Source organism: Bacillus sp. EA-CB0995 (assembly GCF_055814245.1).
On record NZ_CP169269.1, the window covers coordinates 3,284,582 to 3,299,568 of the forward strand.

A 14,987-nucleotide genomic window follows, 5' to 3' on the forward strand; every position below is an offset into this window, starting at 1 on the left:
ATTATAGCAGGACATGTTCTTCAAAAAAGGTTTGAAGTCGAAAACCATCGTATTTCTATACTTAATGTAAGAAAAAATAAAATTTCCTCCTACCCACAGGTAACGCCTGAAGCAAATTTGCTTTAGGCGTTAATTTTTATCATGCTATTCGCAAGCAGTAAGCCCCCTCAACATTCCAAAAACCAAGAAAAATAGATGAAGAATAACTGCTAATCCATGAGTGAGGGATGGAGAATCCCTTCACTCATAGGGGATTATCCTTATTATTCCATTTTTTCTATTAAATCCTCTAACGGTCCTTCGTACAATGGAATGCTCGGGATAGATTGAACAAATCGTTTCCCATAAAAAGATGAGGTGAGACGACGATCTAACACAAATACTGTTCCTGTATCCGTCGTTGTACGAATAAGGCGTCCAAAACCTTGTTTAAAACGAAGGATTGCTTGTGGCAAAGCAATCTTTGTAAATGCATCTTCTCCTTTTTCTTTTAGCCGTTCCCTTTTCGCTTGCATCATTGGCTGATCTGGTGACGTGAACGGGAGACGAACAATTACAAGACAGCTTAACGCCTCTCCTGGTATGTCAATTCCTTCCCAAAAACTGCTTGTTCCTAATAAAATGGATTTTTCAAACTCCTGAAACTTTCGAATCATTCGGGTGCGGCTACGATTATGAACACTCTGTGTCAATAAAAGAAATTCTTCCAGTACCTCTTCTTTTTTCAATACTTCATATGTCTGCTTTAACATTTCGTATGATGTAAATAAAACAAGCATTCGACCATTTGTAGCTTTAGCAATTTTCATAATATGTTCAGACACTGCTCTTACATACTCTTCTTCACTTACATGTTTAATATGTGGAACATCTGTTGAAACCATTAATTTTACTTGCTCTTCATAATGAAATGGTGATGGAATTGTTAATGTATTCGGTGTAAAATCCGCTAATCCAAGCTCTTCTTCTATATAATCAAACGTATCATTTACGGTTAAAGTGGCTGAAGTAAAAATAACGCTCCGTTTACGTGTTAAAAATTGATCTGCAAATAAATCGCTTATATCAACTGGCTGTGCATATAGGATAGTCGAATGAATTGTTCCTTTCGTTTCTGTTTCCATCCATGTCACATGATTCGTATTTTCTAAAATAAGTTTCCGTAAAGAATGGGTCATCTTAGAAAGTACCTCTATAAGATGTACAAACTCCCCCGTAATCATATTCATTTCCCATTCATTTTGCCTTTGCAACATCTCACCTTGTTTTTCTAATAACGTCAACAATATGCCTAGCTGATGCACAAAACGGTCCGTTAATTCGACAATACTGCGCCAAAGCTTTCCTCTTTCTTTATTTACATCATAACGGTACATAAGCGGCATATTTCCAGGTGCATGTTCTTGCCTTGTTTTTTGGAATATAAATGTACGTAGCATTTGGAACAGCTCGTCTGCGTCAAACTTAATTTCTTTCAACGTACGACTAATCATTTGAAACGTAGAACGAACAGCAATTTGCGACTGCTTCATCATATCGTACACTTTAGCTAACACATCAGATGTTTCTAACGTGCCAAAACGCGATAAAATAAGTTGAAAATACATACAAGAAAATTGCTCTCCTAACGCTCTACTTGCCGTTTCTTCCAGATGATGAGCTTCATCAAAAATAATATGTTCACATGATGCAAGTAATGATTCTTCACTTACGAAATCTTGGAACAATAAAGTATGATTTGTGATTACAACATCAGCAAATAATGATTTATTTTTTGCACGCTGATAAAAACAACGGCTAAACCACGCACTTTTCATGCTATTTGGACTATGAGCATCACTACAAATACGCTCCCATAATAACTTTCCTCCAGCCGGAATGTTTAACTCATCTCGATCTCCTGATTCTGTATCGAGAAGCCATACTAAAATTTTCGCTTTCGTTAATGCATCATCGTAATGATTGTCTACTTCGCCCAATGCATGCTCAAATTTATGTAAACACAAATAATGTTTCCTTCCTTTTAACATCGCTACTTCAAACGGGAACGGAAGTATTTTTTTCAACAATGGAATTTCTTTTGCTAAAATTTGTTGTTGCAACTGCACAGTTTGTGTACTAATGACTACCGGCTGTTCTTTTTCTTTCGCATAAAAAATACTAGGCAGCAAATACGCTAGTGTTTTCCCTGTACCTGTTCCCGCTTCAATTAACGAAAATCGAGAGTCTCTAAGCGCTTCGTAAACTTCATTTATCATCAGCTGCTGCCCGTCTCTTTTTTCAAAAAACGGCATTACTTCAGCTAAACGCTGCATCGCTTCCGTTAAAAAAGAAGAAAAATCAGTAATTTTCTCCTCGCCAATTTGCAATGCATAATTGCGTTTGCAAAGAGCAATATTTCGGTGTATATCATATTTTTCCGCATCGTCTGTTCCATGTATCATCTTATTCAAAATACATGCAGACATAATGTCTCCAATGTTACTTTGGAACATATCGCTTAATTCATATAACGATTGCAATGTAACGAGTGGTAAACTTTCCATTTTAGAAAGCAATTGTAAAAATATCTCTGCTGTCACCATTGCATCACTATCAGCACGATGAGGCTGATCATGGTCAAAGCCATATCTTTTTGCTAAATCACGTAATTTATAACTATCAGCTGTCGGCAATAAAATATGTGCCAGTTCAACTGTATCAATTTTTTGGCATGTTACTTCTAGGAATCCCGCTTGCCGTAATTCTTCTTGTAAAAAATTCCAATCAAAATGAACATTATGTGCAACAAAGTACGCACCTTGTAATAGTTCAATAATCATCGGCGCTATATCTCGGAATAACGGAGCTTTCTTCACAAGTGTTTCATCAATTCCCGTTAATTCTGTAATAAATGGCGGAATGTCCCGTTCAGGGTTTACAAAAGAAGAGAAAATTTCAAGGATTTCTCCATCTTCTACCACAACTGCTGCAATTTGAGTAATTTTATCTTTCCCATCTTTCCAGGCATTCCCTGTCGTTTCTAAATCGACTACGACATAACGCTTACTCATCTATGACACCTCAATTTCTTACCTTTCAAACAACAAAATTTCTATAGTGTTACTATACCACGTTTTTACTCATCTTAATGGAAAGATACGAAAAATGAAATGATTTTACTTTCGCATAAGAAAAGCTATCCCTTTCACAGAGATAGCTTTTCTTATATATTATAAAATTGTGCCTGCTTTTTCCGCTCCAAGCATTTCCACAATTTGATTATTGTCATCTAAAACAGCAATTTTCGGAACATGTGTTAGTACTTTTTCTTCTGAAACTAGTCCGTAGCAAATGATAATAACTTTATCGCCTGGCTGAACGAGTCGAGCAGCTGCACCGTTTAAACAGATTACCCCTGTGCCGCGTTCTCCTTTTATAACATATGTTTCTAAACGAGCACCGTTATTATTGTTTACAATTTGCACTTTCTCATTTTCAACAATACCAACTGCATCCATTAAATCCTCATCAATTGTAATACTTCCTACATAATTTAAATTTGCTTCCGTTACTGTAGCTCGGTGTAACTTCGCTCTCATCATTGTGCGAAACATAGTTGCTCCTCCTTATTCAACCGTAAGTGTAATATTATCAATTAATCGTGCATTTTCAAACTTTACAGCTATTGCAATAATCATACGCCCGCTTATTTTCTCAACCTCAGTTAAATTCGGATACGCATATAGATCAGCATAATCGACAACACCATGTGTGTTCGTTTCAATATATTCTTTAATGAAGCTCGTAATATTTTTTGGATTACGCTCTCCTTTAACAATTCGTTCTTTCGCCATACATAAGCTTTTATATAAATGTGGCGCTTCTTGGCGTTCTCTCTCTGATAAATAAATGTTGCGAGAACTACGTGCTAAGCCATCTTCTTCGCGTACAATCTCAACTGGCACAATTGTAACAGGAATATTATAATCATCCACAAATCCTTCAATAACTGCTACTTGCTGTGCATCTTTCATACCAAAATACGCACGATTTGGCATTGTAATATTGAAAAGCTTCATCAATACTGTTACAACTCCAGCAAAATGACCTGGTCGCTGCTTTCCGCACAAAACATCCGTACGCTTCACAACTTCAACATTCGTCGTCCGATCTGTTGGATACATTTCTTCGACACTTGGATAAAATAAATAATCCACTTCTACTTCACGCGCTAAGCGCTCATCACGCTCAATATCACGCGGATAGCGATCTAAATCTTCATTCGGTCCAAACTGCAATGGATTTACAAATATACTTAACATAACAATATCATTTTCTTTTTTCGCTTGTCTCAGTAACGTTAAATGTCCTTCATGCAAATAGCCCATCGTTGGAACGAACCCAACTTTTTGCCCACTTGCACGAAGCTCCCCCGCGATTTGCTGCATCTCTTGCACTGTCGTAATAATATGCATTACTGTTTCCCTCCGTATAACGCTAAGCATTCTTCTTCTTTCATCGTAAACGAATGTTCTTTCTCTGGAAATTGTCTTACCTTTACTTCATGAACATATTGTCCAATACTTCTTACTATTTCTTCTTGCACAGATGTATACTGCTTCACAAATTTCGGAACACGTTGTACACCATACGTAATAAGATCGTGATAGACAAGAACTTGACCATCCGTTCCATTACCAGCGCCAATACCGATGGTTGGAATGGATAATTGTTTTGTTACAAGTTCCGCTAATTGCATCGGTACACACTCTAATACAAGCGCAATTGCTCCCGCTTCTTCGCATTTTTTAGCGTCTTCTAACAACTTCTTCGCGCTTTCTGCATCTTTTCCTTGCACTTTATAGCCACCTAGCACACCGACAGATTGCGGTGTTAATCCAAGATGGGCTACAACCGGAATGCCTGCATTCGTAAGGAAACGAATGATTGATACAACTTCATCTGCTCCTTCGACTTTTACTGCATGTGCACCGCTTTCTTGTACAATACGGCGTGCGTTATGCATTGTTTCTTGCAGTGAAACGTGATAAGACATAAATGGCATATCTGTTACAACAAATGTATTTTTCGCGCCGCGGCGCACTGCTTTCGTATGATGAATCATATCATCAACTGTTACTGGAATTGTTGAGTCATAGCCAAGCACAACCATGCCAAGCGAGTCACCAACTAAAATCATGTCAACTTCTGCTTCTTCAGCAAACTTTGCTGATGGATAGTCATATGCAGTTACCATCGCAATCGGCTCACTTTGTTCTTTCATCTTCAAAAAATCCGTTACAGTTTTCAAAAACTTCTCCTCCTTTACCTGGAGAGAGGAGATGGCCGGATGAAAAAACATATAAAAAACCCTTCTAACCACAAAAGGCAGAAGGGTAGTATCATTCGGCAAAATTCATCCCTCTGTCCCAGTCCTATTTTGGATCAAGGCAGAATCCACATTTTTATTTTGATTTTCCTAAACAGCGGTGCAGTTCACATTGATACTGCCCATATTCGACCTTATTATAACAAATAGCAAAACATAATTGCTATACTTTTCTAAAAAAGAAAATCATTTTTCACATACAATAGCCCTTCGCTTCTTTTTAAGCAAAGGGCTATATATTGATGCTAATCTAATGAGCAATGATACTTCGTTTTTCATAAGCAGCAAAGAAAAGAAGTGCAAACTAGCTGCTAAACGTTTTACTTTACTTCAATATCAGCGGAATGAATATGATGTACGATTCCTTCATGATCTTCAAGTATAAGGACACCATCAGCCGTAATTCCTTTTGCAATTCCCGTAATTGTATTTGTCATCGTACGCGCTGTAATTTCTTTTCCAATACTCACAGCGTAACTTTCCCACAGAAGCTTAATAACTGAAAAACCACGATCTAAATACTCTTTATATAGCTTTTCCATCTGTAAGAAGATTTGCTGCATAAGTTCAGCTCGTACAATAGTTTTTTCGGCTTCGAGTGCTAAGGAAGTAGCAATATGCTGGATATCTTCCGCAAAATGCTCTTGTTTTTGATTGACATTAATACCAATTCCAATAATAACAGCATTAATTTTATCAGGATCTGCTTGCATTTCTGTTAAAATGCCAACTACTTTCTTCCCATTAATTAAAATATCATTCGGCCATTTAATGCCAACGGAAAGACTTGTGCATTTTTCAATTGCCTGCGCTACGCTAACAGCAGCTAACAATGTTAATTGCGGTGCTTGATGAATCGGAACTGTTGGGCGTAAAATAATGCTCATCCAAATCCCTGTCCCTTTTGGTGAGTACCACTTTCTGCTTAATCGGCCACGACCTGCTGTTTGCTCCTCTGCAACAACAACGGTTCCTTCAGCCGCTCCTTCATAAGCAAGACGAGCTGCAATTTGCTGTGTAGATGTTACCGACTCTTCAAAGTATACCGTTCTGCCTAAAAACTCTGTTTGTAAACCAAGCTGAATTTCATTTGCCGTTACTTTGTCCGGTTTACTTGCAATGCGATAACCTAAGCGTCGTACAGCTTCTAGCTCATATCCTTCTTCCCTAAGGAATTCCATATGTTTCCATACAGCTGTTCTTGAGCATCCAAGCTTCTCGCTAATCGTTTGTCCTGATAGAAATTCACCATTAGCTTCAGAAAAGATTTGCAATAACTGTTTTCTTATAGCAGATTGCATCTATGCAGCCACTCCTTTATACACTCTTTCTCATTTTTTAATCTTCCGTATACGACTTCTTCTTCAATTTTTTGCAATGCCTTAGCAACCCACGGTCCTGCCTGTTCCTTTGACCATGATAATAAATCGTTGCCACTGACTTGCAATTGCTGACGATTATGAATTGGTAAATCTTCATATACCTTTTCTATACTCTCAACATTCAAATTTGAATATGTATTCATGACGGCTTCGTATACACGCTCTGCCATAAGAGCAATATCTTTCCCTGCTTTATATAATAAAAATACATTCCACCCTTGTTTTTCTCGTGCTCTCACATATAATAAAACGGATACAATATCTTTTATTTTTTTATTCGAGAATTTCCATTGTCGTAAAAAAACAGATGGATGTTCTTCTCTAATGCAATATAAAAAGAACGCCCACGCCTCAGTGTCATTTTTGAAAAAGCTCCAATCATACTCTGCCGATTTTGAAATAAAATCTCCGCACATTTGTAAATAAGGTAAATGCTCATATAATTTCGTTTCTACCAACAGCTGAAGTGCTTTTGCGCAATATGTACCGACAAGTAATTTTTCAAATTCGACTGTAATTCTCTCAATTGCTATATGTTCAAGTAAATGTCCATACTTTATAATGGCTTGTTTTGTTCCTGCTTCTAATGTAAATCCAAGTGTACTAACAAAGCGAATACCGCGCATCATACGAAGAGCATCTTCTTGAAAACGATCTGCTGCATTTCCTACAGTTGCAATTTCCTTTTTAGCAATGGCTTGTTGTCCGCCAAATAAATCAACTATTTCTCCGGTCTCCGTCATAGCAATTGCATTCATTGTAAAATCACGACGCTGCAAATCTTCGTCTAACGAACGAACAAATTGAACACTGCTCGGGCGACGAAAATCTTCGTAGTCTCCCTCTGTTCGAAATGTCGTTACTTCATATGGAACATCTTCTTGTACAACAATGACCGTACCGTGTTCAATTCCAACAGGCACGTGGCGCGGGAATAGACGCATTACATCTTTGGGCAAAGCTGATGTTGCAATATCGATATCACCAATTGGTCTTCCAATTATATAATCGCGCACGCTCCCACCTACAAAATACGCTTCAAAGCCATTTTGCGTTAACGTATTAATAATTGGAACCGCTCGTTTAAATCGTTTCATGTTTGTCATCCCTTAATATGTCATAATAAATTGCCTCATATTGTGAAACAACCTTTTCTGAGCCAAATTGTTCATACGCCACTTGCATGGAACGTTTGGCCATTTTAGCATGTAATGTATCATCTTGAAGAAGCTGTATTGCTTGCTGCGCAGCGCCCTCTACATCTCCTAATTCACATATATATCCCGTTTCTCCATGTTGAATGACTTCAGGAATACCACCAACACGCGTACCGATACAAGGGACACCGCACGCCATTGCTTCAAGCAATACAAGTCCAAAGCTTTCTTTCTCTGATAGCAGCAGCATTACATCACTCATCGCCAGAAGCTCAGCTACATTATCTTGTTTTCCTAAAAATAGGACACGATCTTCAATTCCTAAATTTTTCACGAGCTGCACAATCGTACAAAATTCAGGACCATCACCAACAAGCAATAGTTTTACTTTTGCTTGTTTTACAATGAGAGCGAATGATTGTACCACATCCTGAACACGCTTTACTTTTCGAAAATTCGAAATATGAATTAATACTTTTTCTTCTTTTTGTATGCCATATTCTTTTCTTAACTGGGACATATCTCTTTGAAAGTACACGCGTTCATCAATAAAATTATAAACCGTTTTAATTTCTTTTTGCGTGTTTACTAATTCATATGTTTCTTCAATAAGTGAATGGGATACAGCCGTCACAACATCTGATTGTTCAATTCCAAACCGAATTAGATTATTTAAGGAAGGATCCGACCCTAATACAGTAATGTCTGTTCCATGTAATGTTGTTACAATTTTAATGTTTTCTCCAATCATTTGCTTTGCCAAATATGCGCAAATCGCATGTGGAATTGCATAATGTACATGCAATACATCTAACTTTTCTCTATGCGCTACTTCTGCCATTTTACTTGCTAATGCCAAGTCATACGGCGGGTATTGAAAAACAGAGTATTGATTAACTGTTACTTCATGAAAATAAATATTTGGATATACTTTATTTAAACGAAATGGCAATCCTGATGTAATAAAATGAATTTCATGTCCGCGCTCTGCTAACAACTTTCCTAATTCCGTTCCAACCACTCCAGAACCACCAACAGAAGGATAACAAGTAATCCCTATTTTTAATTTCATTTTACTCCTCCTATTAAATCTTCATCTAATAGAAGTGGCCTTTTGCTCATAAATCCTTCTGCATATGTCACGCCAACTTCTTTTCCAAACATTTTTTCACGCGCTACAACCGTTTCTACATACCCTTCTGTCAACGAGGTTTTTACACCGTTTGTTCCTTTTGTAAATTGACTTTCATATGCTTCTAGCGCAGCAATCTTATCAGAAATATATGAGCTAATATCAATACAAAAATCCGGTTTATGAAAGCCATTAATCATGTAAAAATAGAGTGATTGAACGCGATGCGGCGGAAAATCCGGCATATATTTACGAATTCCCGCTGAAAAGATCGCTTCTTCTACAAGTTTTGCACAGTTTGCATGATCTGGATGACGATCTTCATAAAATGGTACGAAGACAAGCTTCGGTTTATATGTACGGATAATTTTCACAATCTCTTGAATATACTCTTCTTTCATATACAGACCGCGGTCTGGCATCGCTAGATTCATACGCTTCTGTACACCAAGTTTGCTAGCTGCTTCTAACGCTTCCTGTTTTCTCAGTTCTACCGTTCCATTAGAAGAAAGATCCGCCTCTGTTAAATCACAAATTCCAACTTCATACCCTTGTTTTGTATATTTCACGATCGTACCCGCCATGCCGATTTCAACGTCATCGGCATGGGCACCAAAAGCTAATATATGTAATCCGTTCATGTCGTTCCCCTCATTTTCGTAGCTTTCGATAATCTAAATCGCCCCGCTCTACTGCATGCATTAAAAGCTCTGCACTTGCCATATTGGTTGCAAGTGGAATTGAGTATACATCACATAAGCGAAGAAGCGCATTCACATCCGGTTCATGTGGCTGCGATGTCAATGGATCACGGAAGAAGATCACCATATCCAAGTCATTTTTTGCAATCATTGCACCAATTTCTTGATCGCCCCCAAGCGGACCAGATTGATATCTTGTCACAGACATACCTGTCGCCTCCATAATTCGAAGACCTGTTGTACCTGTTGCAAATAACATATGTTTTTCTAAAATAGGTTGGTATGCATACGCAAACGAGACCATATCATTTTTCTTTTTATCATGGGCAATTAAGGCAATCTTCATCTTCATTTTCCCCTTTAGTCAATAATATTTTCTAAACCATATACGAGATGGTCTAATTGCATTACTGTTTCAATAGAAAGTTTTACTCCTGACATAAATGATGCACGGTTAAAGGAGTCGTGACGAATCGTTAACATTTGTCCATCCCCGCCAAATAGTACTTCCTGGTGTGCAATCAATCCTGGTAACCGTACGCTATGAATATGAATACCATCAACATTTGCCCCGCGTGCACCTTCTAGTTGCTCTGTTTCATTTGGATGCCCTTGTTGTTTCGGTTCACGATTTTGGCGAATTAAATCTACTGTTTTCACAGCTGTACCAGACGGAGCATCTAATTTTTGATCATGATGCAATTCAATGATTTCAACATCTTGGAAATATTTCGCTGCCATTTGAGAGAACTTCATCATTAAAACAGCTCCAACTGCAAAGTTTGGCGCAATAATTGTACCAACTTGTTTCTCTTTTGTTGTTTCTATCAATTTTTGCAGCTCTTCTTCTGTAAAACCTGTTGTTCCGATAACAGAACGGATACCTCGCTCTACCGCAAGTGTTACGTGTTTCTTTCCGATTTCTGGTGTTGTTAAATCAAGCAAAACATCTGCTTCCACTTCATCTAAACAAGTATGTAAATCCGCATAAATCGGAGCATCTATATTAGGTAATCCAGCAATGTCAGAAATTTTCTTGCCACCGTGTTTGTAATCAATAGCAGCAACTAAATTGAAATGTGGTGTTCTCTCCATAAGAAGTACTGCTTCTTGCCCCATACGTCCTCGTGGCCCTGCAATAATTACTTTAATCTCATTCATTCCATCTTCTCTCCCTCTTCAATACGTGTCCAGCGATCTTTATCACGTGTATTAAATTTTTCCATAACTATATTATGAGCTGTTTCTAAATCAATGTTTAAGCTATTTGCCATACAGATTATAACAAATAACACATCGCCAAGCTCTTCTTCAATTGTGCGTTCTTTTTCTGTGCTTTTCTTTGGCTTTTCACCATAATAATGATTAACTTCCCTCGCAAGCTCTCCCATCTCTTCTGTTAAACGAGCTAGCATAGCAAGTGGACTAAAATATCCTTCTTTAAATTGACTAATATATGCATCTACTTCCTTTTGCATATCTTTCATTGTTTTTTGTTCCATGTTATTCACCTCTAATCCTTCATTTATCATGTTAGCCAATTCATAACGATTTGACAAATATTATCGCATGTTATCACTTATTTGCTACGTTTTTGAGGATACACTATGAAAACTCCCGTTCCCCTTTGGATCTTGAAGCAGGAGTTTCCTATGTGTCACCTTTAATAGATGGTTAACATGAGTGGAGTTTTCTTGCCAACTTTTCAATAAATTACGTATACTATCCATAAGAACAAGATAAGGTGATGACTACATACTAGGGGGATTTGCATGAAATTAAACTTAAAAATTCAAAACATTCTTTTCATTCTAATTGGTTCTGCTATTTTCTCATTTGGCATCGTTAATATTAATATTGAAAATCATTTAGCAGAAGGTGGTTTTACCGGAATTACACTACTTCTTTATTTCCTATTTTCACTAGACCCGTCTTATACAAACTTAATCTTAAATATACCTATCTTTATTATAGGTTGGAAAATGCTCGGTCGTACGACATTTTTATATACATTAATAGGGACATTTAGTGTTTCGTTATTTCTCTGGATTTTTCAGCGTTATGATATATTTAATTTACATTTAAACTTACAAAATGATATGATGTTAGCCGCTTTGTTTGCTGGCCTATTTATTGGTGTTGGGTTAGGAATTATTTTCAAGTATGGCGGCACAACAGGTGGAGTCGATATTATTGCACGGCTAGCTCATAAATATATCGGCTGGAGCATGGGGAAAACTATGTTTATGTTTGATGCCGTTGTCATTATCTTATCAATCCTTACATATTTATCATACCAACAAGGAATGTATACATTAGTTGCCGTTTTTATCGGAGCAAAGGTTATTGATTTTATGCAAGAAGGTGCATACGCTGCCAAAGGAGCAACAATTATATCTGAGAAAAATGATGAAATTGCCGCACAAATTTTATCAGAAATGGATCGCGGGGCAACTTTCTTAAAAGGAATTGGTACATACACAAAAATGGAACGAAATGTTTTATATTGCGTTGTTGCTAAAAATGAAATTGTAAAACTTAAAAGTATTATTACATCTGTTGATCCACACGCTTTCGTTGCTGTAAGTGATGTGCATGATGTTGTTGGCGAAGGGTTTACGCTTGATGAAAATAAGAATCCGTTACACAATTAACTATACATGTTCTTAAAAACAACTTAAAAACCCCTTTCTTTTTAGGGGAGGACGAGAGTCTCTGGCCGTGCATAGAAGCGGTCAGGGCTTTTTTCTGCCACATACGAGGTTTTAAAACAAAGAGAGAAAGCGAGTGCAGGTCCTGTTGTATTCTGCATAGCAGCGACTTAGATGTCGAAACATTAAACTAAATATACTCCCTCAACTTTTCTAAATCCTCATGAATCAAATCCAATAAACTGCGATTATAAAAAATTGAAGCAGGATGAAATGTCGGAAAAATTGTATAGACTTGCTCTGTCCAAGTATACGTTGCGTCATTAAAATCTGCTAGTCGCCGAACAGGTTGCGTAAACACTTGACCGTGTATCTCTGACACTTTTTTGTCTGAACCAACTAAACGTTTGAGCGCAATATTTCCTAGTGTAACAATAATAGGTGCATGAATATGCTCAATTTCATAATCCAAAATTGGAGCGTGGGCAAGTATTTCCTGTTGATTCGGCGTACGATTATATTTACGTTTCACTATTTCTCCGCTTCGCTCTCGTTTCTCCCCCATTTATATGGACGGCTACGTACTGCACTAGTAATGTATACTTCTTCTCTTGTCACACCAACCCTCTTTAGAAAATCCATGAGCTGATTACCAGCTCTTCCGCTAAAAGGTATCCCATTATGAATTTCTGTTTCGCCCGGTGCTTCTCCTACAAGCATCATCTTGGGATTTTGTGGTCCTTGTCCATATACAAAACCTTCAACAGGATAGGGGGCCATTCTCTCTTTCGCTTGCTTCACCAATAACTCTGGAAATTCCATGTTTATCACCTCTGCTTGTTACACTTTTATCCGATTATTCTTGGAATAAACAGCTAACTCTTCATTTATTCTTACACAAACTTCTCAAATTACATACGGTTATTAATAAAAGACATAACAGGAAATTCGATAATTATGACAACAAAAAAGACTATCAAAACTGATAGTCTTTAATCATCGTTACGCTGCATACCTGTATAAATTAATAAAAGACGAAGCAGTTCAAACACTGCAACTGCCGCTGCTGCGACATACGTAAGAGCTGCTGCATTTAATACTTTACGAGCTTGGCCATATTCGTCCGTTGATACAATGCTAAGCGCTTCAATTTGCTTCATTGCACGTTTTGATGCATCAAATTCAACTGGCAATGTAATAAGTTGGAATAACACACCCGCTGCCATTAGGATAATTCCTAATAATAGTAAATTTGACATACGTGCAAACATACCGATCATAATGAAAATCCACGACATATTTGAACCAAAATTTGCAACAGGAACAAGCGAATGACGGAAACGCATAAAGCTATAATCTTTTGCATCTTGAATCGCATGCCCAACTTCGTGTGCAGCTACCGCTGTCCCAGCAACAGAATGTCCATAATAATTGTCTGTTGATAAACGAACTGTTTTCGATCTTGGATCGTAGTGGTCAGATAAATGCCCTGGCGTTTCTTCTACCGCTACATTGTACAAACCATTCTCATCTAAAATTCTACGAGCCACTTCCGCACCTGTCATACCAGAAGTTGAATACACTTGTGAGTATTTACTATATGCGTTGCGTACTCGAGACTGTGCATACAACGGTATGATCATGATGATAGCAAAGTAAATTAAGTAAAAACCCATCATGAACCTCCAATAAAGTTATGTCATATAGTAATACCCATTCTATTTTCTTCCCGTAACATTGTCAACAAAGAAACCTTACAACAGAGGTTCAATATTTCACTTTGTTTGAAAAACAATCTTATCTATTCTTCGAATGCATTGCACTTTTTTGTTTTTCTTTTTCCCCTTTATATTTTCTCCAACCAACATACGTTAATGTAAAAATGATAATACCTCCTGTTACAGTCATAAACCATATAAGCGAAGAATCTACCTCGTCCTTTTTCGCCATGCGAAAAATTTTATTTAAATCATCTTTTATAATTCCCACTTGTGTTTGACCACTCTTATTTTGGATCATCATATAACGAAATTCATCTAAATATGACAAATGAGAATTCACACGTTGCAATTGTTTTTCCGGCAAGGCAATCATTAGACTTGGATAAATAATATCAAATTCATGCAAAAATACATTTAACGATTGTTGAAAACGATCATGTTCTCCTTTTGCATTGCGTTTTCGATTTGTCCAAATGCACTCATTACATTTTCTTCCCGCTCCATCCAAAGCGGCTGATATTTCGATACTTCTGCATCTAACACGAGACGAAGTGCTAGCACATTATCTATCTTTATTTGTTTACTTATTTCTTGTCCTTCTAAAGATTTCAATGCTTTCTCATAAGCAAGCGAAATAACACGAATATGCTCAGGTTCTATTTTCTTTGTTTGATTGACCGTTAAAAACTGCTGTGAAAAATGTGTCAATATTTGCGTGGCTTTGTCGTATTCCTCTTGTTTTACAAACTGCAACGAGTCATCTAATAATCCATTTAGCTCATTCCAATTAGCTGCATATATACGAACAGGAAACAATATAAACATAAACGCTATGATTCCAGCTAATACTCTTTTCATTCTTGTCCCCCCTA

13 protein-coding genes and 2 pseudogenes are annotated in these 14,987 nt (G+C 37.2%); 1 reads left to right on the forward strand and 14 read right to left on the reverse strand.

The genetic code is table 11. The features are described 5' to 3' along the window. Positions 1-263 precede the first annotated feature (263 nt). The 11 genes from dinG to ACEWFJ_RS17015 all read right to left on the reverse strand — a co-directional run bounded on the left by dinG (position 264) and on the right by ACEWFJ_RS17015 (position 11,245). Positions 264-3,053 carry an ATP-dependent DNA helicase DinG gene (gene dinG / locus ACEWFJ_RS16965; RefSeq protein ID WP_473689306.1) on the reverse strand — a complete coding sequence of 930 codons (2,790 nt, stop codon included), beginning with the start codon at positions 3,051-3,053 and terminating at the stop codon, positions 264-266. A gap of 159 nt (positions 3,054-3,212) precedes the next feature. Beyond that, positions 3,213-3,596 carry an aspartate 1-decarboxylase gene (gene panD, locus ACEWFJ_RS16970; RefSeq protein ID WP_154709022.1) on the reverse strand — a complete coding sequence of 128 codons (384 nt, stop codon included), beginning with the start codon at positions 3,594-3,596 and terminating at the stop codon, positions 3,213-3,215. Between the two features lie 12 nt (positions 3,597-3,608). Further along, entirely contained in the window at positions 3,609-4,457 is an 849-nt protein-coding gene (gene panC, locus ACEWFJ_RS16975; RefSeq protein ID WP_473689307.1) for a pantoate--beta-alanine ligase, read from the reverse strand. Then, complete coding sequence (panB, locus tag ACEWFJ_RS16980; protein WP_473689308.1) at positions 4,457-5,293, reverse strand: 3-methyl-2-oxobutanoate hydroxymethyltransferase; 837 nt, start codon at positions 5,291-5,293, stop codon at positions 4,457-4,459. The genes panC and panB overlap by 1 nt, the downstream gene beginning before the upstream one ends. A 398-nt stretch (positions 5,294-5,691) precedes the next feature. Beyond that, positions 5,692-6,672: a biotin--[acetyl-CoA-carboxylase] ligase gene (locus ACEWFJ_RS16985; RefSeq protein WP_473689309.1), complete on the reverse strand. Its 981-nt coding sequence runs from the start codon at positions 6,670-6,672 to the stop codon at positions 5,692-5,694. Continuing rightward, positions 6,657-7,850, reverse strand: a complete 1,194-nt coding sequence (locus ACEWFJ_RS16990; protein ID WP_473689310.1) for a CCA tRNA nucleotidyltransferase — start codon at positions 7,848-7,850, stop codon at positions 6,657-6,659. The genes ACEWFJ_RS16985 and ACEWFJ_RS16990 overlap by 16 nt, the downstream gene beginning before the upstream one ends. Next, the gene (gene bshA, locus ACEWFJ_RS16995) at positions 7,837-8,982 is read right to left on the reverse strand and encodes an N-acetyl-alpha-D-glucosaminyl L-malate synthase BshA (RefSeq protein ID WP_429720792.1); all 1,146 of its coding nucleotides are present in this window, start codon (positions 8,980-8,982) and stop codon (positions 7,837-7,839) included. The genes ACEWFJ_RS16990 and bshA overlap by 14 nt, the downstream gene beginning before the upstream one ends. Beyond that, a complete protein-coding gene (gene bshB1 / locus ACEWFJ_RS17000; protein WP_473689311.1) occupies positions 8,979-9,683 on the reverse strand; it encodes a bacillithiol biosynthesis deacetylase BshB1 in 705 nt (234 codons plus the stop codon). The genes bshA and bshB1 overlap by 4 nt, the downstream gene beginning before the upstream one ends. 10 nt (positions 9,684-9,693) lie before the next feature. Beyond that, on the reverse strand, positions 9,694-10,089 hold the full coding sequence (mgsA, locus tag ACEWFJ_RS17005; protein WP_098309390.1) for a methylglyoxal synthase: 396 nt from the start codon (positions 10,087-10,089) through the stop codon (positions 9,694-9,696). 14 nt (positions 10,090-10,103) lie between these two features. Next, positions 10,104-10,904: a 4-hydroxy-tetrahydrodipicolinate reductase gene (gene dapB, locus ACEWFJ_RS17010; protein ID WP_230574033.1), complete on the reverse strand. Its 801-nt coding sequence runs from the start codon at positions 10,902-10,904 to the stop codon at positions 10,104-10,106. Next, positions 10,901-11,245 carry a nucleotide pyrophosphohydrolase gene (locus ACEWFJ_RS17015; RefSeq protein WP_473689312.1) on the reverse strand — a complete coding sequence of 115 codons (345 nt, stop codon included), beginning with the start codon at positions 11,243-11,245 and terminating at the stop codon, positions 10,901-10,903. Before ACEWFJ_RS17015 ends, dapB begins: the two co-directional genes overlap by 4 nt. Before the next feature lie 270 nt (positions 11,246-11,515). Between ACEWFJ_RS17015 and ACEWFJ_RS17020 the strand changes: the two genes are divergently transcribed. Then, positions 11,516-12,397, forward strand: coding sequence for a YitT family protein (locus ACEWFJ_RS17020; protein ID WP_473689313.1), 882 nt, complete (start codon positions 11,516-11,518; stop codon positions 12,395-12,397). Positions 12,398-12,584: 187 nt separating this feature from the next. Here the strand turns inward: ACEWFJ_RS17020 and ACEWFJ_RS17025 are convergent. The 3 genes and pseudogenes from ACEWFJ_RS17025 to ypjB form a co-directional block, all read right to left on the reverse strand. Next, positions 12,585-13,216, reverse strand: a pseudogene (locus ACEWFJ_RS17025) (uracil-DNA glycosylase). A 170-nt stretch (positions 13,217-13,386) separates the two neighbouring features. Next, positions 13,387-14,070 carry a zinc metallopeptidase gene (locus ACEWFJ_RS17030; protein WP_429709339.1) on the reverse strand — a complete coding sequence of 228 codons (684 nt, stop codon included), beginning with the start codon at positions 14,068-14,070 and terminating at the stop codon, positions 13,387-13,389. A gap of 121 nt (positions 14,071-14,191) precedes the next feature. Continuing rightward, a pseudogene (ypjB, locus tag ACEWFJ_RS17035) lies at positions 14,192-14,973 on the reverse strand (sporulation protein YpjB). Between the last annotated feature and the right edge of the window lie 14 nt (positions 14,974-14,987).

What these genes read in the sequence shown, in the direction of transcription:
- dinG (WP_473689306.1), bottom strand. Translation starts at nt 3,053, where the DNA reads ATGAGTAAGCGTTATGTCGTAGTCGATTTAGAAACGACAGGGAATGCC.
- panD (WP_154709022.1), bottom strand. Translation starts at nt 3,596, where the DNA reads ATGTTTCGCACAATGATGAGAGCGAAGTTACACCGAGCTACAGTAACG.
- panC (WP_473689307.1), bottom strand. Translation starts at nt 4,457, where the DNA reads ATGCATATTATTACGACAGTGCAAGAGATGCAGCAAATCGCGGGGGAG.
- ACEWFJ_RS16985 (WP_473689309.1), bottom strand. Translation starts at nt 6,672, where the DNA reads ATGCAATCTGCTATAAGAAAACAGTTATTGCAAATCTTTTCTGAAGCT.
- ACEWFJ_RS16990 (WP_473689310.1), bottom strand. Translation starts at nt 7,850, where the DNA reads ATGAAACGATTTAAACGAGCGGTTCCAATTATTAATACGTTAACGCAA.
- bshA (WP_429720792.1), bottom strand. Translation starts at nt 8,982, where the DNA reads ATGAAATTAAAAATAGGGATTACTTGTTATCCTTCTGTTGGTGGTTCT.
- bshB1 (WP_473689311.1), bottom strand. Translation starts at nt 9,683, where the DNA reads ATGAACGGATTACATATATTAGCTTTTGGTGCCCATGCCGATGACGTT.
- mgsA (WP_098309390.1), bottom strand. Translation starts at nt 10,089, where the DNA reads ATGAAGATTGCCTTAATTGCCCATGATAAAAAGAAAAATGATATGGTC.
- dapB (WP_230574033.1), bottom strand. Translation starts at nt 10,904, where the DNA reads ATGAATGAGATTAAAGTAATTATTGCAGGGCCACGAGGACGTATGGGG.
- ACEWFJ_RS17015 (WP_473689312.1), bottom strand. Translation starts at nt 11,245, where the DNA reads ATGGAACAAAAAACAATGAAAGATATGCAAAAGGAAGTAGATGCATAT.
- ACEWFJ_RS17020 (WP_473689313.1), top strand. Translation starts at nt 11,516, where the DNA reads ATGAAATTAAACTTAAAAATTCAAAACATTCTTTTCATTCTAATTGGT.
- ACEWFJ_RS17030 (WP_429709339.1), bottom strand. Translation starts at nt 14,070, where the DNA reads ATGGGTTTTTACTTAATTTACTTTGCTATCATCATGATCATACCGTTG.